20 protein-coding genes and 1 riboswitch are annotated in these 22048 nt (G+C 72.2%); of the genes, 8 read left to right on the top strand and 12 right to left on the bottom strand.

What is annotated here, in order from left to right:
• Positions 1-19: 19 nt before the first annotated feature.
• A complete protein-coding gene (locus JAV76_RS12650) occupies positions 20-2287 on the bottom strand; it encodes an ATP-binding SpoIIE family protein phosphatase (protein ID WP_198734430.1) in 2268 nt (755 codons plus the stop codon).
• A gap of 130 nt (positions 2288-2417) precedes the next feature.
• Between JAV76_RS12650 and JAV76_RS12645 the strand changes: the two genes are divergently transcribed.
• On the top strand, positions 2418-2903 hold the full coding sequence (locus tag JAV76_RS12645; RefSeq protein ID WP_372403599.1) for an STAS domain-containing protein: 486 nt from the start codon (positions 2418-2420) through the stop codon (positions 2901-2903).
• A 103-nt stretch (positions 2904-3006) separates the two neighbouring features.
• Here JAV76_RS12645 and fbaA read toward each other — a convergent pair whose 3' ends face one another.
• The 3 genes from fbaA to JAV76_RS12630 form a co-directional block, all read right to left on the bottom strand.
• Positions 3007-4029: a class II fructose-bisphosphate aldolase gene (gene fbaA / locus JAV76_RS12640; RefSeq protein WP_198734428.1), complete on the bottom strand. Its 1023-nt coding sequence runs from the start codon at positions 4027-4029 to the stop codon at positions 3007-3009.
• Positions 4030-4096: 67 nt separating this feature from the next.
• Entirely contained in the window at positions 4097-4780 is a 684-nt protein-coding gene (locus JAV76_RS12635; protein WP_198734427.1) for a TrmH family RNA methyltransferase, read from the bottom strand.
• 61 nt (positions 4781-4841) lie between these two features.
• The gene (locus JAV76_RS12630; RefSeq protein WP_198734426.1) at positions 4842-6317 is read right to left on the bottom strand and encodes a pectate lyase family protein; all 1476 of its coding nucleotides are present in this window, start codon (positions 6315-6317) and stop codon (positions 4842-4844) included.
• 227 nt (positions 6318-6544) lie between these two features.
• On the opposite strand from JAV76_RS12630, the gene JAV76_RS12625 reads away from it, so the two are divergent.
• Positions 6545-7318, top strand: coding sequence for an HAD-IIA family hydrolase (locus JAV76_RS12625; protein WP_198734425.1), 774 nt, complete (start codon positions 6545-6547; stop codon positions 7316-7318).
• A 69-nt stretch (positions 7319-7387) separates the two neighbouring features.
• Here JAV76_RS12625 and JAV76_RS12620 read toward each other — a convergent pair whose 3' ends face one another.
• The 4 genes from JAV76_RS12620 to JAV76_RS12605 form a co-directional block, all read right to left on the bottom strand.
• A complete protein-coding gene (locus JAV76_RS12620) occupies positions 7388-8215 on the bottom strand; it encodes a hypothetical protein (protein ID WP_198734424.1) in 828 nt (275 codons plus the stop codon).
• Between the two features lie 103 nt (positions 8216-8318).
• Complete coding sequence (locus JAV76_RS12615) at positions 8319-8624, bottom strand: hypothetical protein (RefSeq protein ID WP_198734423.1); 306 nt, start codon at positions 8622-8624, stop codon at positions 8319-8321.
• Positions 8625-8720: 96 nt separating this feature from the next.
• On the bottom strand, positions 8721-9311 hold the full coding sequence (pyrE, locus tag JAV76_RS12610) for an orotate phosphoribosyltransferase (protein WP_198734422.1): 591 nt from the start codon (positions 9309-9311) through the stop codon (positions 8721-8723).
• On the bottom strand, positions 9308-10096 hold the full coding sequence (locus JAV76_RS12605; protein ID WP_198734421.1) for an SDR family NAD(P)-dependent oxidoreductase: 789 nt from the start codon (positions 10094-10096) through the stop codon (positions 9308-9310). The genes pyrE and JAV76_RS12605 overlap by 4 nt, the downstream gene beginning before the upstream one ends.
• Before the next feature lie 45 nt (positions 10097-10141).
• Between JAV76_RS12605 and JAV76_RS12600 the strand changes: the two genes are divergently transcribed.
• On the top strand, positions 10142-10939 hold the full coding sequence (locus JAV76_RS12600; protein ID WP_198734420.1) for an exodeoxyribonuclease III: 798 nt from the start codon (positions 10142-10144) through the stop codon (positions 10937-10939).
• A 10-nt stretch (positions 10940-10949) separates the two neighbouring features.
• On the opposite strand, the gene JAV76_RS12595 is transcribed toward JAV76_RS12600, so the two are convergent.
• Complete coding sequence (locus JAV76_RS12595; protein ID WP_198734419.1) at positions 10950-11654, bottom strand: TetR/AcrR family transcriptional regulator; 705 nt, start codon at positions 11652-11654, stop codon at positions 10950-10952.
• A gap of 512 nt (positions 11655-12166) precedes the next feature.
• Between JAV76_RS12595 and JAV76_RS12590 the strand changes: the two genes are divergently transcribed.
• Entirely contained in the window at positions 12167-12598 is a 432-nt protein-coding gene (locus tag JAV76_RS12590; RefSeq protein WP_198734418.1) for a septum formation family protein, read from the top strand.
• Between the two features lie 55 nt (positions 12599-12653).
• Here the strand turns inward: JAV76_RS12590 and thiC are convergent, their stop codons facing one another.
• Positions 12654-14303, bottom strand: coding sequence for a phosphomethylpyrimidine synthase ThiC (gene thiC / locus JAV76_RS12585; protein WP_198734417.1), 1650 nt, complete (start codon positions 14301-14303; stop codon positions 12654-12656).
• Positions 14295-14405: riboswitch (TPP riboswitch) on the bottom strand. (Overlaps the previous gene by 9 nt.)
• A 108-nt stretch (positions 14406-14513) precedes the next feature.
• A complete protein-coding gene (clpB, locus tag JAV76_RS12580) occupies positions 14514-17162 on the bottom strand; it encodes an ATP-dependent chaperone ClpB (RefSeq protein ID WP_198734416.1) in 2649 nt (882 codons plus the stop codon).
• 235 nt (positions 17163-17397) lie between these two features.
• Between clpB and JAV76_RS12575 the strand changes: the two genes are divergently transcribed.
• From JAV76_RS12575 to JAV76_RS12560, 4 genes are all read left to right on the top strand, one after another.
• Positions 17398-18360: an LppM family (lipo)protein gene (locus JAV76_RS12575; RefSeq protein WP_198734415.1), complete on the top strand. Its 963-nt coding sequence runs from the start codon at positions 17398-17400 to the stop codon at positions 18358-18360.
• Positions 18361-18594: 234 nt separating this feature from the next.
• Positions 18595-19449 (top strand): LppM family (lipo)protein, encoded by an 855-nt coding sequence (locus tag JAV76_RS12570; RefSeq protein WP_198734414.1) that lies wholly within the window; start codon positions 18595-18597, stop codon positions 19447-19449.
• Positions 19450-19457: 8 nt separating this feature from the next.
• Positions 19458-20117 carry an LppM family (lipo)protein gene (locus JAV76_RS12565; RefSeq protein ID WP_198734413.1) on the top strand — a complete coding sequence of 220 codons (660 nt, stop codon included), beginning with the start codon at positions 19458-19460 and terminating at the stop codon, positions 20115-20117.
• The gene (locus JAV76_RS12560) at positions 20114-21082 is read left to right on the top strand and encodes an alpha/beta hydrolase (protein WP_198734412.1); all 969 of its coding nucleotides are present in this window, start codon (positions 20114-20116) and stop codon (positions 21080-21082) included. The genes JAV76_RS12565 and JAV76_RS12560 overlap by 4 nt, the downstream gene beginning before the upstream one ends.
• A gap of 7 nt (positions 21083-21089) precedes the next feature.
• Here JAV76_RS12560 and JAV76_RS15285 read toward each other — a convergent pair whose 3' ends face one another.
• Positions 21090-22013, bottom strand: coding sequence for a CAP domain-containing protein (locus tag JAV76_RS15285; RefSeq protein WP_198734411.1), 924 nt, complete (start codon positions 22011-22013; stop codon positions 21090-21092).
• Positions 22014-22048: the final 35 nt, after the last annotated feature.

Here is a 22048-nt window from a genome sequence, read left to right as displayed (position 1 = left end):
AGGCTTCCCCTCCCGCTGGCTAGGACCTGCGGAGCGTCCCCGACGTCCGGATCTTGGCCCACACGAGCTTTCCCGTGCCGCTGGGGCGCCAGCCCCAGTCGGCGAGCCGCTCGACGATCTGCATGCCGTACCCGCCGAGGCGGTTCGCGTGCCCGTCGGTCGTCACGGGCGGTGACGGGTTGGAGTCCTCGACCTCGATGCGCAGGCCGTCGCCGGTGTCGAAGAGGCGCAGCGCGATGTGCCCCCACCCGTGGAGGACACCGTTGGCGACGAGCTCGGACACGACGAGCTCCGCGTTGGCCACGTCCGGGAGCTCCCACGTGCGGCAGGTGCGGACCACGGCGTGGCGTGCCCGGCCGATGGACGCCGGTTCGCTCGGCAGCAGCCAGCGACGCGACCGAGGGCTCATGACGGCCGTGGTGCCGTCGGTCCCGGGGTCGGGGACACGCACGACGACGACGGCGACGTCGTCCTCGGGGGCGTCGGCCAGCCGGGCGAGGAGCTCCTCACCGATGCCTGCGGCGTCGGTCGCGGTGACGCGCTCCGCTGCGGTGACGAGCGCCGCGAGCCCGGCGCGCAACGACCGGTCCCGGCGTTCGATGAGGCCGTCCGTGTAGAGGACGAGGGCGTCGCCGGGGAGGAGCTCGACGGACGCGGTCTGCCGGTCGCCCGTCCCGTACCCGACGAGCGCTCCCCCGGCCCCCGAGAGCTGGGACACGTCACCGTCGCGGACGAGCAGGGGCGGCAGGTGGCCCGCGCGCGAGTACTCGAGCCGCCACGCCGGGGTGGTCGCGTCCGGGGCGGGCCGGCGCAGCGTCGCGTACACGAGGCTCGCGGAGCGGGGCACGCGCATCCCGACGACGAGCTGGTCCACCCGGGTGAGGACGGGTCCGGGCGTGGCGAGCTCGAAGGCGTAGGACCGGACCACGGACCGCAGCTGCCCCATGGTGGCGGCCGCCTCGACGTCGTGCCCGACGACGTCACCGATGACGAGCCCGGCGACCTGCTCGTCGATGTGCAGCACGTCGTACCAGTCACCGCCCACCTGGGCGTGCTCGGACGTGGGTGCGTAGTAGGTCCACACGTCGAGCCCGGGGATGTCCGCCTGCTCGGGGAGCATCGAGCGCTGCAGGGTCTCGGCGAGCTGGTGCTCCCGCGCGTAGAGCCGCACGTTGTCGATGGCCATCCCGACCCGACGGGCGACGACGTGCAGGAGCGTCATCGTCGTGGGGTCGGTGCCCGCGACGCCGCGGGCGCCGGCGACGGGTCCGGTGGGGAGGGTCACGAGGATCCCGAGGACGCGGCGCCGCCCCGGCACCGCGGACACGACGACGGAGGGCACCGCCGGGTCGTGGGCCGTCCCCGCGGCGCTGCCGTCGGTCTCGGTGGCGTCGGGCAGGCCGAGGCGGGTGCGCATCTCGACGGACAGCCAGCGGGCCGCGGAGCCCGCCGGGTAGTCGGGTCGCAGCGCGAAGCTCAGGGGTCCCGACACATGGCCGTCGAGCAGGTCGCGCAGCGGGTCGATGAACGCGGTGGTCATGGTGACGCCGGTGCTCTCGCCCGGTGCGCGGGCGTCACCGAGCGCGTCGACGTGGACGCCCGCCTCACGAGCGAGCCGGTAGGAGGTGCGCTCCGTCCCGGGGTTCACGGCGATCCCCTCGGCGTGGCGCAGACCGGCGTCGTCGAGGAAGAACCCGGCCCAGCCGACCAGGCCGCGCTGGAGGTGCGTGGCGATCTCGCGCAGCACGTACGGGTAGTCGAGGTCGGTGAGGAGGTCCGACACGAGGGAGATGAGGTCGAGCGTGGTGCGGGCGGCGCGCTCGACGGCGATGGACCGTTCCTGCTCCTCGCGCTGCTCGACGTGGCGCGTGACGTCGGACACGAGGATCACCCAGTGCGCTCCCGGGGTCTCGCCGCCCGGGACGACGGCCGCCGAGTACTCGCACCACAGGACGCTGCCGTCCGCTCGAACGGACCGCGCCGTCCAGACGACGGGGGTGCGGTCGGCGAGGGACGCGGCGAGCCGACCGCCGTCGAGGACACCCCCGCCGGCGGGCGCGAGCCGCGCCAGGGTGCCGCCGACGAGCGCGTCGGACGGGTGGCCGAACAGGTGGACGAAGGCGTCGTTGACCCAGACGACGGTGGGTACGTCCTGGCTCGCGTCGAGCACGACGGTGGCCGTACCGGCGGCCTGCAGCGCGCGGTCGCGCAGCGCTCCCAGACCGTCCTCCTGTGCCACCTCCGCGGTGGTCGCGCGGTCCCCCGTGCCGTGCGACGAGACGTCCACCCAGTCCTCCAGTTCGTGCCTTGTCCGACCCAAGCACTAGTCTCTCAGGTGACAGACCATGAGACGACAGTGTTCAACGAGGTCAACGGGCTACTGGTCAACGCCCCTCGACCACGACACAATGGTCTTCTTGCCGAAGGGAGCATTCGTGGGCGACGTTAACACTCCAGGAGCCGGGGGGCCTCTCGAGTCATCGAGTGACAGCACCCGTTCCGACACCATCACCGCCGACCTGGACTCGAGCGAACCGGGCTCGGTCCACGTCATCGTCGGCACGACGCGCGCCCGCATCGTGCTGTCGGGTGAGATCGACGCGGACCTGGTGGCGGACCTCCACCAGGCGACGAGCGACGTCGAGGAGGCCGGGCTGCCGGTCGAGATCGACGCGCACCACGTGACGTTCATGGACTCGACGGGCGTCGCGTTCCTCGCGCGCCTCACGGCGGTCAGCCCGGAGCGCGTCCGGATCCTGCGGACCCCGCCGACGGTGAAGTTCCTCCTCGAGGTGACGAGCATCGGTGACATGCTCGACATCGTGGACGACGAGGCGGACGATCGCAGCGGTCTCGAGACCGGGGCCGTCCCGGTGGTCCCGTCCACGCCCGAGATCAGCTGAACCGGTCCGCCCTCCGCGCGTCGCGCAGGGACGGGCCGCACGGACGAGCAGAAGGCCCCGGTGGACGAGTCCACCGGGGCCTTCTGTCTGCTGCAGACCGAGATCAGCCGATCTTCTGGCCTGCCGAGCGGAGCTGCTGTGCCGCCTCGACGATGCGCTGGGCCATGCCGGCCTCGGCGAGCTTGCCCCAGGCGCGGGGGTCGTACGCCTTCTTGTTGCCGACCTCGCCGTCGATCTTGAGGACGCCGTCGTAGTTGCCGAACATGTGGCCGGCGACCGGACGCGTGTACGCGTACTGGGTGTCGGTGTCGATGTTCATCTTGATGACACCGTTGTCGACCGCCTCGGCGATCTCCTCGGCGGTCGAGCCGGAGCCACCGTGGAACACGAGGTCGAACGGGTTCTCCTTGCCGATCTCGGCGCCCACGCCGTCCTGGATCTGCTTGAGCAGGGCCGGGCGGAGCTTGACGGCACCGGGCTTGTAGACGCCGTGCACGTTGCCGAAGGTCAGGGCCGTGAGGTAGCGGCCCTTCTCGCCGGAGCCGAGGGCACGGACGGTCGCGAGGCCGTCCTCGACCGTGGTGTACAGCTTCTCGTTGATCTCGGCCTCGTGACCGTCCTCCTCACCACCGACGACGCCCACCTCGATCTCGAGGATGGTGCGGGCCGCGACGGAGAGCTCGAGGAGCTCCTCGGCGATGACGAGGTTCTCGTCCAGCGGAACGGTCGAGCCGTCCCACATGTGCGACTGGAACGTGGGGAGCTTGCCGGCGCGGACCTGCTCGGCCTCGAGGGCGAGGAGGGGACGGACCCAGGAGTCGAGGTTCTGCTTGGCGCAGTGGTCCGTGTGGATCGCGACGGTGATGCCGTAGCCCTTGGCGACCTCGTGCGCGTACGCGGCGAGGGCGAGCGAACCGGCGACGCGGTCCTTGACGGTCGAGCCGGACGCGTACTCGGCGCCACCGACCGACACCTGGATGATGCCGTCGCTCTCGGCCTCGGCGAAGCCCTGGAGGGCAGCGGTGACGGTCGAGGACGACGTGATGTTCACGGCGGGGTAGGCGAACTTGCCCGCCCGCGCGCGGTCGATCATCTCGTTGTAGACCTCAGGGGTGGCGATGGCCATCGAAAGACTCCTGTGAAAGGGGGATGTCGGGGACTGTCACCCCCAGTTTGTCATGAACCCGCAGCGGTCACGGTAGGTCGTTCGGCCCGTGGTCGACCCGGCCCGGGACCACGGCGTGCTGCTGCACCCACGCGTGCATGGCGATGGCCGCAGCCGCACCGGCGTTGATGGAGCGCGTCGACCCGAACTGGGTGATGTGGAGGACGTCCCGGCTCGCGGTCCGCGCCTCGTCGGTGAGACCGGTGCTCTCCTGACCGAAGAGCAGGGCGCACTCCCGCGGGAACGCATAGCCCTCGATCGGGACCGAGCCGGGGACGTTGTCGATGCCGATGACCGGGACGCCGGCCTCCCCCGCCCAGGCGAGGAAGGCGGCGACGTCCGGGTGGTTGCGCACGTGCTGGTAACGGTCGGTGACCATCGCACCGCGGCGGTTCCAGCGGCGCCGCCCCACGATGTGGATCTCCTGCGCCGCGAAGGCGTTCGCGGTGCGCACCACGGACCCGATGTTCAGGTCGTGGCCCCAGTTCTCGATCGCCACGTGGAACGGGTGCCGCCGGGTGTCGAGGTCCGCGACGATCGCCTCCATCGTCCAGTACCGGTACGCGTCGACGACGTTGCGGCGGTCTCCCTCACGGAGCAGCTCGACGTCGTACCGGGCGTCGGGCTCGCCGTCAGCCGTGCGCGGCCACGCGTCCGGGCCGCCCGGCCACGGGCCGACGCCCACCTCGGGGACCGGGGGTTCGCTCGTCATGAGCGCATTCTCCCCCGGCCCCGTCGCGCAGCGAGCGCCGTGCGTGGCGCTCGCCGCATCCTCAGCGGCAGTCGATGCGCCCTGCGCCGGCCTCCCGCTGGACGGTGCGCTCGACGGTGCGCACGGGGTCCACGCGCGTCGCGTGCTCGGGCGTCCATCCGGCGTCGCCGGAGAGATCCACCTCGTTGGCCGCGTTGTACGCCGCGAGGACGTCGGCCCGGCGCCCGTTCACCAGGCTGTCCTTCGCGGTGATCTGCGTGCCCTTCCACCCGGCGATGATCCGGTCCGCGGTGACGCCGCGCGCGAGGTCGAACGAGTTGGCCTCCGCGTAGATCGCCGACTCGACGCCCACGCCCCAGTAGTACTGGAAGAGGCCCTCACGGGTCTGCTCGTAGTGGTTGTTGTAGATGTGCACCTGCCCGTACCGCACGCGCGGGGCGCGCTGCCCGATGTCCGTCCAGAGGTTGTGGTGGAGGGTGACGCGGAGCTTGCCGCGGTCGTCGGTCCGCGAGTCGGAGGATCCGATGAGCATGGTCTTGTCGTGCGACTCGAAGCGGTTGTAGCTCACCGTGACGAGGTCGGAGCCGTGCGTGATGTCGAGGAGCCCGTCGTGCACCTCGTAGGGGCGGCCGTACACGACGGGCAGGGACTCGTGCGGGTTGTCCCCGTCGTCGAAGGTCATGTGGTCCACCCAGACGTTGGTGGAGGACCACACGGAGACGTTGTCGTAGGCGGAGTTCCAGTTCCCGGCGTTCGTGTCGCTCGGGTCCCACTCGGGGAAGCAGTCGTACGCGTCGGACACGGTGAGGTTGCGCAGGATGACGTTCTGCGAGTCGCGGATGCGGAGGTTCGCGCCGACGACCCGTGCGTCGTCGACCCCGACGAGAGTGACGTTGGACCCGATGTGCTGCTGGGTCTGGGCGGCCTGGACGGCGGCCGCCGCGACGCGCGCGTCCTCGAGGGGGCCCGACGGGTCGGTGTCCCACCCCCAGACGGCCGGGTCGTAGGTGGCGATGTACTCGTCCATGCTGAACCCGGACGTCGCCTCGTAGTCCTCGCAGGTGAGGCGGGCACCGTCGGTGGTGTCGCCCGCGTGGATGGTGCCGTGCACGTAGACGATGCGCGGCGTGGTGTCGCCGCGGGCCGCGTCGCCGCCGAGGGCTGCACGCAGCTCCGGCCACGTCTCGACGTGGACGACGTTCTCGGGCGCGGCCCCGCGGCCACCGGTGGTCCCGGCCCCGGCGGACGCCCATCCGTCGCCGGGGGCGAGGACCTCCGTGCCGAGGTCACGGCCACGGCCCCGCCCGGGCCACCCGCCCTTGCCGTGCCTGCCGCCGCGGTCCCACCGGTCCCGACCGTCCTTGCCGGACGTCAGCCAGGTCGCGCTGTCCGTGCTCACGGTCGCCGGGCGAAGGGCGGCGAGGTCGCCCGCCGTCGCGGTCGGGGCGGCGGTCGCGGAAGCGGCCGGTGCGAGGAGGGCGACCAGCGCGGCTGCGGTGAGGGTCGCGATCCGGCGGTGCGTACGTGGGGTGCTCATGTCGTCAAGACTCCTTTGTCTCGGTAAGCGCATTCCTCCTAAGATGGCACAGTTCGTCCCCCAAGACCAGCATCCCGCGCCCACCCTCGCGCCTCGTCCCCCGAGGTCCCGGTCCGCGCCACCGGTGGGGCCAGGCCGTAGTCTGGAGCGGTGACCACGGCCGACGCCCGCACGCACGGGCGCGCCGCAGCACCCACCACCGCCGACCAGCCCTAGGAGCTGCCACGATGACACGCACCATCGAGTCCTGGCTCACCGACATGGACGGGGTCCTCGTCCACGAGGGCAAGGCCATCCCCGGCGCCGCGGAGTTCGTCACGACGCTCCGCGACAGGGGACGACCCTTCCTCATCCTCACCAACAACTCGATCTTCACCGCCCGCGACCTGCGAGCACGCCTCGCCGCGTCCGGGATCGAGGTCCCGGAGGAGTCCATCTGGACGTCGGCCCTCGCCACCGCCCAGTTCCTCTCCGACCAGAACCCCGGCGGCAGCGCCTACGCGATCGGCGAGGCCGGCCTCACCACCGCGCTCTACGAGTCCGGGTACACGCTCACCGAGTCCGACCCCGACTACGTGGTCCTCGGCGAGACCCGGACCTACTCGTTCGAGGCCATCACCAAGGCCGTCCGCCTCATCCTCGGCGGCGCCAAGTTCATCTGCACCAACCCCGACCCGACAGGACCGAGCACCGAGGGCCCGCTGCCCGCCACGGGGTCGGTGGCCGCGATGATCACGCGCGCCACCAAGCGCGAGCCGTACTTCATCGGCAAGCCCAACCCCATGATGTTCCGGTCCGCGCTCAATCGCATCGACGCGCACTCCGAGTCGACCGCGATGATCGGCGACCGCATGGACACCGACGTCGTCGCAGGGATCGAGGCCGGGCTCCACACGTTCCTCGTGCTCACCGGCTCAACGAAGATCAAGGACGTCGACAGCTACCCGTTCCGGCCCAGCACGGTCGTCGACTCCATCGCGGACCTCGTCGAGCGCATCTGACACGACGACGGCCCCTCGGGACCTGCGCCATGCAGGTCCCGAGGGGCCGAAGAGCTCGTGGCACGGAGGTCAGGCGAGCGACCCGATGACCACCCCGACGAGGACGATCACGCCGACCCCTGCGAGCACGGACAGGAACGGGTGCCGCTCGAACCACCTCGTGGACCCGGGGAAGGCGCGCTCGAGGGCCTTGGCCCGTACCGGCTCGGGGGACACCTCGATGCCGGTCGCGAGCTGCATGCCGACGGCCTCCAGCACGGCCAGCGGCCAGAAGAAGCCACCGATACGCAGGACGTTGCGGTCGGAACGGTCCTGGACGACGAGGACCAGGAAGCTGCTCCTGTCCCCACGCGCCCCGAAGGGGGCCATCCCCACGCGTCCGACGTCGGACCTTGCGAAACGTCGCGTGCGGAACACCGACCTCGACGAGACCGTGTCCGTCCCGATGACGACGCGCGTCCGCCACAGGACCGGCAACCACACGAGGTGAAGCGCCACGAGCCCGATGAGGCCACCGACGAGCGCGATGAGAATCCCGTCGAGCCCCTCGCGGATCACCATGATCACCCCGAACCCCACGACCGCGATGCCGATCCGTCGGAAGAGGGGAACGAGCTGACGGTACGAGGGGCGAGCGACCAGCCCGTCCGGGCCCCGCACGAGGGTCGGGGCGGCGGGCACCCCCTCCTGCGGCGAGGTGTCGAGGGCGACCGGAGCACCGGTCGGCGGCGCGAGCGACGCGAGGCCGTCGGCGACGGGTGGGCCGCTCGGGGGCGCGAGTGCCGAGAGGTCGGTGGGGTTCGGGGTGGGGTTCGGGGTGGGGTTCTGGGTGGGGTTCTGGGTGGGGAGGTCGGGGCCAGCAGGACGTGGCTGCTGGGAGTCGACACCGGAGGTCATGAGCCGGAGAATAGGGCATCCCGGACCATCTGCGCGAGAGGCGTCAGGAAGTTCGTCGACCCTGGTCAGAGCCCACGGGCGCGCCTGGCACCCGGGCCTGACCTCAGGGGGTCAACGTGACGACCGCGACCACCACGGTGAGGAGCCCGGCGACCGCTGCGGAGGACATGTGCACCCGCGCGGGCGAGATCCGCGGGATGCGCTTGCGGGTCTCGGTGGAGGAGGCGGCAGCGATCTGGGCACGCTGCGCGGCGAGGACGGTGCGTGCCGACGTGAAGTACTGCTCGGCCTGGCTGGAGTCCGGTGCGCCACCCTCGGGACCGAGGAAGCGGGAGACGGGGGCCAGACCTGAGGGCGAGGACGCCGGGACGGTGCGCGTCCGGTGATTCCTGCTCGCCTGCGCTGTCATGGTCTGCACCCTAGGTGCGGGTGAAAATCTCCACGATGGGGAGAACTCCCCACCCGCTCCGGACGGGGACGGACGTCCCCGTCCGGCGGACCCTCGTCAGGCCAGACCGAGGTCCGCGAGCCCGAAGAGCGAGAGGTAGGGGACGCCGAGCGCCTCGATCTTCTCGCGTGCCCCGGTGGCGCGGTCGACGATGGTCGCGACCCCGACGACGTCCGCACCTGCGGCCCGTGCGGCCTCGATCGCGGCGATGGGCGACCCACCCGTCGTGGTGGTGTCCTCGACGACCACGACCTTGCGGCCCGCGACGTCGGGCCCCTCGATCTGGCGCTGCATGCCGTGGACCTTGGCGGCCTTGCGCACGACGAACGCGTCGAGGTCCTGCCCGCGCGACGCGGCCGCGTGGAGGAGGGCGGTGGCGATGGGGTCCGCGCCGAGCGTCAGGCCACCGACCGCGTCGACGTCGGCGGTGCCGAGCCCGGCCTCCTCGAGGGCGTCGAGCATGACGTGCCCGACCAGGGGTGCCGCGCGGTGGTGGAGGGTCACGCGGCGCAGGTCCACGTAGTAGTCGGCCTCCGCCCCGGAGGAGAGGGTGACGCGTCCGTGGACGACGGCGAGCTCGGTGATGAGGTCCCGGAGCTGCTCGCGCGGGGTCGGGGACAGGGCTGCGGCGTCTGAGGCTGTGGTCACGGGACCAGGCTAGCGCCCCGTCCGGCGACTCCTCCCGCGCCTCCGCGGATGGCGCGCACCGCCGTGCGGGGCAGCGCGCGGAGCAGACCGGACGCCGCCCGGTAGCGCAGCGAGGGCGTCGACAGCACGACGCCGCGTCGGACATCGGCGAGCGCTGTGGACACCACGGACCGGGCGTCGAGCCACGCGACGGACGGGACGTTGGAGAAGTCGATGCCCGCGCGGTCGTGGAACTCCGTGCGCACCAGCCCCGGGCAGAGCGCGGTCGCCGTGACGCCCGTCCCCCGCAGGTCGGCGGCGAGGCCCTCGGTGAAGGTGCGCACCCACGCCTTGTGGGCGGAGTACGTGCCGGAGGTGGTGAGGGCGGCGACGGACGACACGTTGAGGATCGCGCCCCGTTCCCGCTCCGTCATCTGGCCGAGCGCGGCGTGCGTGAGGACCATCGGTGCCCGGACCATGACGTCGAGGGACGCCTCCTGCTTGCCGACGTCCCCACCGACGAACGCCTCGTCGACGGCGTACCCGGCGTTGTTCACCAGGAGGCTCACTGGGGTCTCCCTGTCCCGCAGGCGCTCCGCGACCCGCTCCGTCTGCTCACGGTCCGAGAGGTCGGCCGGGAGCACCTCGACCTGGACGCCCGCGGCAGCCCGCACCTGGCGTGCGAGACGCTCGAGCCGGTCGGCGTCGCGGGCGACGAGCACGAGGTCGTGGTGCGCCGTGGCGAGCTGCCAGGCGAACTCGAGGCCGAGGCCGGCGCTCGCGCCGGTGATGAGTGCGGTTGCCATGCGGTCAGCGTACCCAGCGACCGGTCCCCAGCTAGCCTGGGTGGCATGCGCCTCGCCACCTGGAACATCAACTCGATCCGTGCCCGTGCCGACCGCGCCGTGGCGTTCCTCGAGCGGAGCGGCACGGACGTGCTCGCCCTGCAGGAGACCAAGTGCAAGGACTCCCAGTTCCCCTTCGACGTCCTCGAGGCCGCGGGCTACGAGGTGGCGCACTTCGGGCTGAGCCAGTGGAACGGTGTGGCGATCGCGAGCCGGGTGGGGTTGGACGACGTGGAGATCGGGTTCCCGGACCAGCCGCAGTTCGGCGAGGAGCCGGTGGTGGAGGCCCGTGCCATCGGGGCGACGTGCGGGGGTGTGCGGGTGTGGAGCCTGTACGTGCCGCACGGACGCGCGCTCGACAACCCGCACTACGCGTACAAGCTCGACTGGCTGGCGACGCTCCGGGACCAGGCGCGCGGGTGGCTGGAGGCCGACGCGCAGGCGCCCGTGGCGCTGGTGGGCGACTGGAACGTCGCCCCCCGGGACACGGACGTGTGGGACATGGCGGCCTTCGAGGGGCAGACGCACGTGAGCGCCCCGGAGCGGGCGGCGTTCGCGGCGTTCGAGGAGATCGGATTCACGGAGGTGAGCCGGGAGTTCGTCCCCGAGGACCGCAAGTACACGTACTGGGACTACCAGAAGCTGCGCTTCCCCAAGAACGAGGGGCTGCGCATCGACTTCGCGTACACGTCTCCTGCGCTCACGTCCCGCGTGACGGGCGTGACGATCGACCGGGACGAGCGCAAGGGGAAGGGCGCGTCCGACCACGTGCCGGTGATCGTGGACGTCGCAGACGCGGTCTGACGACGACGCCTCAGGACTCGGGAGGTCCGTCCCCCGTGGCGGACGGCGGCATGAGGACCAGGCCCAGGGCCTCCTCGAGGACGGCGGCCATGTCCACCTGGTCGTCCTCACCACGTTCGAGGAGCCACTGCACCTGCAGCCCGTCCATGAGCGCGGTGACCGCCCGCGCCACCGTCCGGGGCCGCACGTCCCGGCGCAGCGATCCGGCGACCCGTCGGTGCTCGAGCTGTTCCTCGAGGACCCGCAGGGTCTTGCGGTAGCGGGCGCGGAAGTAGGCGTGCGCCGGGTGCTCCGGGGACGACGCCTCCGCGGACAGCGTCGCGTAGAGCTCCACGATCCCGGGGCGTGCCGCGTTGCGCCGCACCACGTCGACGAGGGCGTCGAAGAAGTCGACCCCGGCGTCGAGGTCAGCCTGGAGCGCGACGTCGTCGACCTCGTCCCGACGCTGGAGGACGGCCGCGAGGAGCGCCTCCTTGGTAGGGAAGTGGTGCAGCAGACCAGGGTGGGAGATGCCCACACGTGCGGCGATCTCCCGCAGCGACGCCGAGTGGTAGCCCATCTCCCCGAAGAGGCGCATCGCGGCCTCGAGGATCTGGTCCCGCGTCGCGCGCCCCTTGGCGTTCCCGCGTCCCGCCCGCGATCCGGGCACCGCGACCCCGGGCACCTCGGGCACCTCGGGCACCTCGGGCACAGCAGGATCGGGGGCGGTCTGCATGGGCGCTCCGGGGCGGGGAGGGGGCACCGGTCGGTGCTGGGTGACGTGCGGTGCGACTCTACCGCCGACGCGCGACGCGGGGGCCTTCGGGTGGTGGGCGTCGACGGCTAGTCTTCTGGGACGACTGCAGGACGTCCGGGTTCCCGGACCCGACCCGAGGCGGTAGACGACCCGTGACCTCCGTACCACCCCCGCCTCCACCGCCCGAGCCGTCCGACCCGTCGGAGCGGTCCGCTCCCCCGCCGCCCCCGGCACCCACGTCGCCCGCGCCGCCGGCTCCCGCGTCGTGGGTGCCTCCCGTGCAGGGCAGCCCGCTCGCCTACCCGGGCGTCGCGCCCCTTCCCGCGGGTGCAGCACCGTCTCCTCAGCAGGCCGGACCGTACCCGCAGGGACCGGCACCGTACCCGCAGGGGACCGCGCCTTCCCTACAGGCGCCCTGGCAGTCGGGCGCGGCACCCGCACCACGCCGCCGTCGGCGCGCCGACCTGATCGTCGGAGTCGTCGGTGGTGCCGTGTTCCTCGCGGCGGCCACCACAGCGCTCGTGCTGCTCCTGCGCCCGGACCTCGACCCGGTAGCCGTGGACGTGGAGTCCCCCACCGAGGTGTCCGCCCAGCAGGTCGTGATGGGCAGCTGCATCGAGGCGCTCCCCGCGGACGGCGACGTCGCGACGGTGACCGTCGTGCCGTGCGACGAGGAGCACGACGCACAGGTCGTCGCCGCCGAGGAGCTCGACGGCGACGAGTTCCCCGGTGACGGCGCCGTGCGCGAGGACACGGCGCGCGTGTGCACCGTCGACGACCTGACGCTCCCCGACGGGGACGTACCCGAGCTCGAGCTCTCCGTGTGGGTCCCGAGCGAGGCGTCGTGGGACGACGGGGACCGCACCGGGCTGTGCCTGGCGTCGGTGTCGCGCGGCTCGCTCACGGTGAGCCTGCTCGACTGACGACGGCGCCCGGCCGGGACCGCGAGGGGCCCGGCCGGGTGACGCCGCGCGGGGCTCAGGCCGGCGCGACCGGCAGGTAGACGCGCCCGCCGGCGTCGGCGAACTCCTCGGACTTCTCGGCCATGCCGGCCTCGAGGGCGTCGACGGTGGTCAGGCCGTTCTTCTCGGCGTACTCGCGGACGTCCGCGGAGATGCGCATGGAGCAGAACTTGGGGCCACACATGGAGCAGAAGTGCGCCGTCTTGGCCGGCTCCGCGGGGAGCGTCTCGTCGTGGAACTCGCGTGCGGTGTCCGGGTCCAGGGACAGTGCGAACTGGTCGTGCCACCGGAACTCGAAGCGTGCACGGGACAGGGCGTCGTCCCGCTCCTGGGCGCGCGGGTGCTCCTTGGCGAGGTCCGCGGCGTGCGCCGCGATCTTGTACGTGATGACCCCGGTCTTCACGTCGTCCCGGTTCGGCAGGCCGAGGTGCTCCTTGGGGGTCACGTAGCAGAGCATCGCGGTCCCGGCCTGGGCGATCATCGCGGCCCCGATGGCGGACGTGATGTGGTCGTAGGCGGGGGCGATGTCCGTGGCCAGCGGGCCGAGGGTGTAGAACGGCGCCTCCTCGCAGAGCTCCTCCTCGAGGCGCACGTTCTCGACGATCTTGTGCATCGGCACGTGCCCGGGGCCTTCGATCATCACCTGCACGCCGTGCGACTTCGCGATCCTCGTCAGCTCGCCGAGCGTCCGCAGCTCCGCGAACTGCGCCTCGTCGTTCGCGTCCGCGATGCTCCCTGGGCGCAAGCCGTCGCCCAGGGAGAACGTCACGTCGTACCGGCGGAAGATCTCGCAGAGCTCGGCGAAGTGCGTGTACAGGAACGACTCCTGGTGGTGCGCGAGGCACCACGCGGCCATGATCGACCCGCCACGGGAGACGATGCCGGTGACGCGCTTCGCGGTGAGCGGCACGTACCGCAGGAGGACGCCCGCGTGGACGGTCATGTAGTCGACGCCCTGCTCGCACTGCTCGATGACGGTGTCGCGGTACACCTCCCAGGTGAGGGCGGCGGGGTCGCCCTTGACCTTCTCGAGGGCCTGGTAGATCGGCACGGTCCCGACAGGGATGGGCGAGTTGCGCATGATCCACTCGCGGGTCTCGTGGATGTCCTTGCCGGTGGACAGGTCCATGAGGGTGTCGGCGCCCCAGCGCGCGGCCCACACCATCTTCTCGACCTCCTCCTCGATGGACGAGGTGACGGCCGAGTTGCCGATGTTCGCGTTGACCTTCACGGCGAACGCCTTGCCGATGATCATCGGCTCGCTCTCGGGGTGGTTGCGGTTCGCGGGGATGACCGCACGGCCGCGGGCCACCTCGTCACGGACGAGCTCCGGCGCGACCCCCTCCCGGGCGGCGACGAACCGCATCTCGTCGGTGATGATCCCGGCACGCGCCCACGCGAGCTGGGTCGACGCCCCGTCGACGGGCTCGTGACGCGTCCACCCGTCGCGGGTGCGGGGCAGGCCCGCGACGACGTCGACGGTCACCGTGTCGTCCGTGTACGGGCCGGACGTGTCGTACAGGTCGAGGTGCTCACCGTTGGTGAGGTTCACGCGGCGCAGCGGGACCTCGAGGTCCGGCGCTTCCGGGACGGGCACGTACACCTTGGACGACCCGGCGATGGCACCGGTGGTGACGGACGTGCGGGCAGCACTGGGCACAGTCATGGAACTTCTCCCTACGTCGGCATGATCCGAACAGGTTCGAACGGTCGGCGACGCGCAAGTCGCCCTCTCAGTCCGCTGCTGCGGACTCCCGTGCATGTGTGGTTGTGCGGTCACCGTACCCCACACCAGGCAGAACACCCCAGAACGACCCCGACGCCCGTGGCCGTCACGGCCACGGGCGTCGAGGTCCCGCCGGGGTGCGCGTCAGTATCAGCCGGTGCGCCGCACCTCGACGGTGAGCCGCTCGCCGTCGGCGGGGACGTCGGCGGGCCTGTCGACGACCACCGCGTCGCCGTCGGCGACGTCGCCCGACAGGATGCGACGAGCGAGACGGTCACCGATCTCCCGCTGGACGAGCCGGCGCAGCGGGCGCGCCCCGTAGGCGGGGTCGAAGCCCTCGATGGCCAGCCAGTCGCGGGCCGCCGGGGTCACCTCGAGGTCGATCCGCCGGTCCGCGACCCGTGCCGCGAGCGCACCCACCTGGATGTCGACGATCCTGCCGAGCTCGTCGAGGCCCAGGGGGTCGAAGAGGACGACGTCGTCGAGGCGGTTGAGGAACTCCGGCTTGAACGCCTCCCGCACGGCGCCCATGACCGCGCCACGCTTCGCCTCCGGGTCGAGCAGCGGGTCGACGAGGAACTGCGACCCGAGGTTGGACGTGAGGACGAGGATGACGTTGCGGAAGTCGACGGTGCGGCCCTGGCCGTCGGTGAGCCGCCCGTCGTCGAGCACCTGGAGGAGGATGTCGAAGACCTCCGGGTGGGCCTTCTCCACCTCGTCGAGCAGCACGACCGAGTAGGGGCGCCGCCGCACGGACTCGGTGAGCTGTCCGCCCTCCTCGTAGCCGACGTACCCGGGGGGCGCCCCGACGAGGCGGGCGACGCTGTGCTTCTCGGAGTACTCCGACATGTCGATGCGCACCATGGCGCGCTCGTCGTCGAAGAGGAAGTCCGCGAGGGACTTGGCGAGCTCGGTCTTGCCGACGCCCGTGGGGCCGAGGAACAGGAACGACCCGGTGGGACGGTCGGGGTCGGACACCCCGGCGCGGGCGCGGCGGACCGCGTCGGACACGCTCGCCACGGCGGACCGTTGCCCGATGAGACGCTCGCCGAGGACGGACTCCATGCTCAGGAGCTTCTGGCTCTCGCCCTGCAGCAGGCGCCCTGCGGGGATGCCCGTCCATGCGGACACGACCTCCGCGATCTCGTCGGCGTCGACCTTGTCGCCCACCAGGGGCCCGGGCTTGTGGGCGCCGGGTCCACCGGTGATGGCGAGGACGTCCTCGTCGGGTGCGCTCTCCGCGCGCTCCGCCTCCTCGACCTCGCGCTCCAGGGCGGGGATCTCCCCGTAACGGATGCGCGACGCGGTCTCGAGGTCGGCCTCGCGCTCGGCCCGCTCGGCCTGCGCCTCGAGGTCCGCGAGCCGTTCCTTGAGCTCTCCGACGCGGTTGAACCCACCCTTCTCGGCCTCCCACCGGGCGTTGAGCGCGGCGAGCTCCTCCTTGCGGTCGGCGAGGGTCGCCCGGAGCGTCTCCAGCCGCTGGACCGAGGCCTCGTCGTCGGCCTTCTCGAGGGCGAGCTCCTCCATCTCGAGGCGTGTGACGGCGCGCTGGAGGACGTCGATCTCGACGGGCGAGGAGTCCATCTCCATACGCAGCCTGGACGCGGCCTCGTCGACGAGGTCGATGGCCTTGTCGGGGAGCTGACGCCCGGAGATGTACCGGTCGGAGAGGGAGGCCGCCGCGACGAGGGCCGCGTCCGAGATGGGCACCCGGTGGTGGGCCTCGTAGCGGGACTTGAGCCCGCGGAGGATGGCGACGGTGTCCTCCACGGACGGCTCGCCCACGAACACCTGCTGGAAGCGGCGCTCCAGGGCCGGGTCCTTCTCGACGTGCTCGCGGTACTCGTCGAGGGTGGTGGCTCCGACGAGGCGCAGCTCGCCGCGGGCGAGCATGGGCTTGAGCATGTTGCCCGCGTCCATGGCGCCCTCGCTGCCGCCACCCGCGCCGACGACGGTGTGGAGCTCGTCGATGAAGGTCACGACCTCGCCGTCGGAACCCTTGATCTCCTCGAGGACGGCCTTGAGACGCTCCTCGAAGTCGCCGCGGTACTTGGCGCCGGCGACCATGGCGGACAGGTCGAGCGACACGAGACGCTTGCCCTTGAGGGAGTCGGGGACGTCACCCGCGACGATGCGCTGCGCGAGACCCTCGACGACGGCGGTCTTGCCGACGCCGGGCTCGCCGATGAGGACGGGGTTGTTCTTGGTGCGGCGGGAGAGGACCTGCACGACGCGGCGGATCTCGGCGTCGCGCCCGATGACGGGGTCGAGCCGGCCCTCCCGGGCGGCGTCGGTGAGGTCGACGCCGTACTGGGCGAGCGCCTTGTACGTGCCCTCCGGGTCGGGCGACGTGACACGTCGCCCACCGCGGACGACGGGGACCGCTGCGGCGACGGCATCGTGCGTGGCACCGGCGCGGCGCAGGATGTCCGCGGCCGTGGACGGCGCCTCGGCGAGACCGAGGAGGAGGTGCTCGGTGGACAGGTACTCGTCGTCCATGCCCGACGCCTCGGTGCGGGCGCGCTGGAGCACGGCGGAGAGCGCCCCGGACACGGTGGGCTCGGTCACCGCGGTGCCGGTGACGGTGGGAAGCGCGACGAGGGCACGGCGGGTGTCCGCACCGACGGCCTGCGTGTCGGCACCGACCTCACGGAGGATGCCGAGGGTGGTGCCCGTCTCCTGGCCGAGGAGTGCACCGAGCAGGTGCACCGGCTCGACCTGGGGGTTGCCGGCGGCGGTCGCCGACTGGATCGCCTCGCTCAGGGCTGCCTGCGAGAGCGTCGTGAGGTGTGCGTCCATGGGTCCTCCTGGTAGCGACGCGGGATGTTCACCCGTGCCAACGCGTGCAAAGTTGAGCCTATTCCACTCAACTTCATGCTGTCATCCGGACATGCCGGGCGGCGGCGCTGGACGCGGCGTGGGGAGGAGTCCCCACGTCGGCCCGGGGTCGCCGCCCACGCACCGTCGGCGTGACAGAGTTGGTCCCGCACCGGGGCCCCACCCGTGCCCACCCCCAGAAGGAGAGTCACCGACGATGCGTACACGTCGCTTCGCCCTGGTCGCAGGGACCGCACTCCTCGCCGGAGCGATCGCCGGCTGCGGCAAGGTCACCGCCGACACCACAGTCCACGACGACGCCTCCTACGACATCACGCTGCTCATGGTCGGCGAGATCACGGCCGTCGAGGACGCCGGGAACGACGTCGACGCCTTTGCTGACCAGGCGGTCGAGTCGTTCGAGCTCCAGCCGGGCATGGACGACTACGAGGTCGTCCCATACACCGACGACGAGTACGTCGGCGCCGAGATCACGGGGACGAGCATCCCCGGCGACGACCTCGCACTCTTCGCCACCGGGCTGTTCGAGACCGACGAGGAGTCCGAGACGGTCGTCTTCGACTTCCAGTACCCGCTGCCGCAGAACCTCGAGCTCATCGGCGTCCCCGACGACGGCGAGTTCGACATCATGATGACGGTGACCTTCCCGGGCGAGGTCATCGAGCACAACGGCACCGCCGTCGACGCCTTCACGGTCGAGTGGACCAGCAGCCGCGACGAGGAGATCGACTACACGGCCACCTCGTACACCTCCGAGAGCACACCTGCGGAGACGGCGGAGGAAGCCGCCGACGAGGAGTCCGAGGGCATCAACTGGCTCCTGTGGATCAGCATCGCCGTCGCGGTCCTCGCTCTCGTCGGGTTGGTCCTCTGGTTCACCCTCTCCCGTCGTGGCCCCAAGAACGGCGGCGCGCCGCAGGCCGCGTGGCCCACGCAGCAGCCGGGCGTCCCCGGGCAGACGCCCCTCCAGCCCGGACAGGCACCGCAGCAGCAGTGGGCCCAGCCCCAGCAGCAGCCCGGCCAGGCGCCCTTCCAGACCGGGCCTGCACCCCACCCCGGTCAGCAGCAGTGGGGCCAGCCCCAGCAGCCCGGCACACCGCCGCAGCAGCCGGGTGAGCCCGGCCAGGCGCCGCAGCCGCCGCAGCACCCTCAGGGCTGACACGCTCGACCCGCGCAACAGGTCGCGTCCCCTCCGGCCCGGGCTCGTACCCGGCCGCGGAGGGGGCGCGACCTTCGTCGTCCGGGGCGGTGTGAAACCGCCGGTCGTGTCGCGGCTCGACCAACCCCGGGAAGGTGTGTGATGTGCCACAGTTCATCCTGCACACCCCACCGGCGAGCCTCCGCATCTCTCGTGCTGCCGCTCCGCCACGCTGACGAAAGGACCAGCGGCACCATGAAGAAGATCACCGCCGTCACGGCGGGCCTCGTGCTCGCGCTCACCCTCTCCGGGTGCACGCGCATGCACACCTCGTTCACGGTCAACGAGGACGACACCGTCGACGCCGAGATCGTCGCGGGCATCTCCGAGGAGCTCGCGCAGGCGTTCGGGTCGACCGCGGCCCAGATGTGGGCGGAGTCGGTCCTCGACCCCACCGAGGGCATGCCCGGGGGCACGCAGGCCGAGGACTACGTGCAGGACGGATACACCGGAACCCGCCTCACCTTCGGCTACGGCTCGCTCGCGAAGTTCTCCGCACCCGACCCGACGAGCGACGACACGCTGGTCGTGGTCCGCGAGGGCGACGAGTACGTGCTCGACGGGTCGATGGAGTTCACCGAGGAGGCCTTCGGCCTCGAGGGCATCTCCGAGCTCGACCCCGGCAACCTCTCCGACCCGGACCTCCGTGTCATCGTGACCTTCCCCGCCGAGGTCCTCGAGACCAACGGCACCGTCGAGGGCAGCACCATCACCTGGACGCCGGTCTGGGGCGAGACGCTCGAGATGACCGCCCGTGCGGCCACCGTCCCCGAGGAGCCCACGGAGGAGCCGACCACCGAGGCACCCGTCGCGGAGCCGGACGACACCGAGGACGACTCCGCCGCGGACGAGGAGTCCGAGGGCACGAACTGGCTGCTGTGGGTCAGCATCGCCGTGGGCGCGCTCGCCCTCGTCGGGCTCGTCGTGTGGTTGGTGACGTCGCGTCGGCGCGGGCCCGGGAACGGGGGCACGCCGCAGGCCGCCTGGCCCACGCAGCAGCCCGGCGTCCCCGGCCAGGCCCCCCAGCCGCCGCAGCAGCCTCAGGGCTGATCACCCCGGTGCGTCGGCTCGCGTCCACCCTCGGCATCCTCCTGGCGCTCGCGCTCGGGGGATGCTCGAGGGTGGACGCGACGTTCGTCGTCTCCGAGGACGGCACCGTCGACGGGTCGGTCGTGGTCGCCGTCTCCGCCGAGCACGCGGTAGCCGCAGGGTTCGCACCCGGGGAGCCGTGGGCGGACGTCGAGGCCCTCTCCGCGGACCTCCCCTCCGGGGTGAGCGCGGTCCCCCACGACGACGGGACCCACGTCGGGGTCGAGTACGTCCTCGAGGCGGTCCCCCTCGAGGGCGACGACACGGACGACAGCCCGCTCCGCTTCACGCGGGAGGGCGACGAGCACGTCGTCACCGGGACGATCGACACGTCCCGCTACGCCCTGGACGACAGCACCCGCACCGCCACCCCGGCCACCGGGACGGTTCGCATCGCCATCACCTTCCCCGGGGACGTCCGCGAGAGCACCGGCACAGCCGACGGTCGCACCGTCGTGTGGGAAGGTGCCACGGGCGACGTCCTCGACGTCTCGGCACGAGCCGCCGCGAGCCCGTCGGCCGGCGGACGATCCGCGCCCTGGGCGGTCGGTGCCCTCGGCGTGCTCGCCGCCGTCGCCGTCCTCGCGATCCTGCGTGCCCGCACATCCCATCGGAAGGACCATCCATGACGCCCGGCCCCGACCACGGTGACTGGCAGCCCGACGTCCTCGGCGGCGACTGGGAGTCGCGCACCCTCCACCTCTCCCCCGACGACGAGGGCGACGTGGTCGCCACCCTCGTGCGGCGGGCAGGCCCCGCGTCGGGGCGCGCCGTGCTCTACGTCCACGGGTTCGTCGACTACTTCTTCCAGACGCACGTCGCCGACGCCCTCGCGGCGGACGGCTACGACCTCTACGCCCTCGACCTGCGCAAGTACGGACGGTCCCTGCGACCCCACCAGACACCCAACGTCGTGGGCGCCCTGGCGGACTACGCCGAGGAGCTCGACGCCGCGGCCCAGGCGATCCGCGACGAGGGGCACACCACGCTCGTGGTCATGGGCCACTCCACCGGCGGGCTCATCACGAGCCTCTGGGCGGACGCCCGCACCCGCGGCCCGCACCCGACGGTCGACGCCCTCGTCCTCAACAGCCCCTGGTTCGACCTCAACGAGCCGTGGTTCCAACGCGTCGTCGCCACCCGCATGGTCGACGCGCTCGCCCCACTCGCTCCGCGCGCCGTCGTCGGGCGGCTCCAGCCCCACTACGGGCGTGCCCTGCACGCGGGATCGGGCGGCGAGTGGTCGTACGACCTCGCGTGGAAACCCCACGAGGGGTTCCCGGTACGCGCCGCATGGTTCCGCGCGATCCGGAGGGGGCACGCCCAGGTGGCTCGCGGTCTCGACGTCCGCTGCCCCGTCCTCGTGCTGACGTCCGACCGGACCGGGGACGCGAAGTCCCGGCACGACGGGCTGCTCACGTCGGACAGCGTCCTGGACGTCGAGCAGATCGCGGCGCGCGCACCCGGCCTCGGTCAGGACGTCACGGTCGTGCGCGTCCCGGGCGGCGCCCACGACCTCGCGCTGTCACCGGAACCGGCACGCTCCGCCTACCTCGACGAGGTGCGCGGTTGGCTCCGGGAGCGCCTGGGCTGAGCGCTGGTCAGACGTAGCCGAAGAGCTGGGTCCACGCACCACCGGAGTACCCGATGCCCACCGCGACGGACGAGCAGCTGACGATGTTCGCCTTGTGACCGGGGCTGTTCATCCACGCGGTCATGACCTCGGCCGCCGTGCGCTGCCCCTTGGCGACGTTCTCACCGGACCACGACGTGTAACCCTGCGCCGCCGCGCGTTCACCGGGGCCGCGGCCGTCGAGGCTCGTGTGCGACATGTAGTCGTTGGCCGCCATGTCCTCGCTGTGGAGCTGTGCGGCGCGCACGAGGGCCTGGTCCGCCCGGAGGGCCTGGCACCCGGCCGCGGCACGCTCGGCGTTGAGGATCTCGAGGACGGCGGCACTCTCCGCGTTCATGCCCGCGGACGCCACCGGGGCGGGGCTCGCCGGAGCGGGTGCCTGTGCGACGTCCTCGGCGGCCGGCGGGGCCGCGGCGGGGGTGTCTGAGGCAGGAGCGTCGGGCGCCGGAGCCTCCGGCGCGGGCTCGGCCGGGTCGGACGACTCCTCCGGGGCGGGTTCGGGCTCCGGCTCCGGCGCGGGCTCGGGTGCGGGCTCCTCGACGGGCTCGGCCGAGGGTTCGGCCGTCGGCTCGGGGAGGGGCGCAGCGGCGGGGGCACTGCTGCGAGCGGTCCGGGAGGACCGGGAGGCGGCGTCGGCGGCGCGGTCCTCGCGGGACTGCCCGGCGCCGTCGGGGGCCGTGTCGCCCGTGACCGTGGCGATCCCCGCCTCGATCATCTGGGCGGGCGCCTGCCGCCACGACTCACGCGTCTCGGGACCGGCGACGAGGACTGCGACGACGGCTGCCATCGACAGCCCGAAGACGGCTGCGCCGGTCACCTGCGCGACGGCCGTCCGGACCCGGGAGGCCCTCGCTCGTCGCTGCGCACGTCGTAGCGGTGCCTCGTGACTCACGGGTCCTCCTGTGTCGTCGACTGCGGTGCGCCCCA

This window comes from Sanguibacter suaedae, from assembly GCF_016342785.1.
GTDB classification, from domain to species: domain Bacteria; phylum Actinomycetota; class Actinomycetes; order Actinomycetales; family Cellulomonadaceae; genus Sanguibacter; species Sanguibacter suaedae.
Note: the sequence above shows the minus strand (reverse complement) of the source record. Positions and strands in the feature narration are given on the sequence as shown.

What these genes read in the sequence shown, in the direction of transcription:
- fbaA (WP_198734428.1), bottom strand. Translation starts at nt 4,029, where the DNA reads ATGGCCATCGCCACCCCTGAGGTCTACAACGAGATGATCGACCGCGCG.
- JAV76_RS12635 (WP_198734427.1), bottom strand. Translation starts at nt 4,780, where the DNA reads ATGACGAGCGAACCCCCGGTCCCCGAGGTGGGCGTCGGCCCGTGGCCG.
- JAV76_RS12630 (WP_198734426.1), bottom strand. Translation starts at nt 6,317, where the DNA reads ATGAGCACCCCACGTACGCACCGCCGGATCGCGACCCTCACCGCAGCC.
- JAV76_RS12625 (WP_198734425.1), top strand. Translation starts at nt 6,545, where the DNA reads ATGACACGCACCATCGAGTCCTGGCTCACCGACATGGACGGGGTCCTC.
- JAV76_RS12620 (WP_198734424.1), bottom strand. Translation starts at nt 8,215, where the DNA reads ATGACCTCCGGTGTCGACTCCCAGCAGCCACGTCCTGCTGGCCCCGAC.
- JAV76_RS12615 (WP_198734423.1), bottom strand. Translation starts at nt 8,624, where the DNA reads ATGACAGCGCAGGCGAGCAGGAATCACCGGACGCGCACCGTCCCGGCG.
- JAV76_RS12605 (WP_198734421.1), bottom strand. Translation starts at nt 10,096, where the DNA reads ATGGCAACCGCACTCATCACCGGCGCGAGCGCCGGCCTCGGCCTCGAG.
- JAV76_RS12600 (WP_198734420.1), top strand. Translation starts at nt 10,142, where the DNA reads ATGCGCCTCGCCACCTGGAACATCAACTCGATCCGTGCCCGTGCCGAC.
- JAV76_RS12595 (WP_198734419.1), bottom strand. Translation starts at nt 11,654, where the DNA reads ATGCAGACCGCCCCCGATCCTGCTGTGCCCGAGGTGCCCGAGGTGCCC.
- thiC (WP_198734417.1), bottom strand. Translation starts at nt 14,303, where the DNA reads ATGACTGTGCCCAGTGCTGCCCGCACGTCCGTCACCACCGGTGCCATC.
- clpB (WP_198734416.1), bottom strand. Translation starts at nt 17,162, where the DNA reads ATGGACGCACACCTCACGACGCTCTCGCAGGCAGCCCTGAGCGAGGCG.
- JAV76_RS12575 (WP_198734415.1), top strand. Translation starts at nt 17,398, where the DNA reads ATGCGTACACGTCGCTTCGCCCTGGTCGCAGGGACCGCACTCCTCGCC.
- JAV76_RS12570 (WP_198734414.1), top strand. Translation starts at nt 18,595, where the DNA reads ATGAAGAAGATCACCGCCGTCACGGCGGGCCTCGTGCTCGCGCTCACC.
- JAV76_RS12560 (WP_198734412.1), top strand. Translation starts at nt 20,114, where the DNA reads ATGACGCCCGGCCCCGACCACGGTGACTGGCAGCCCGACGTCCTCGGC.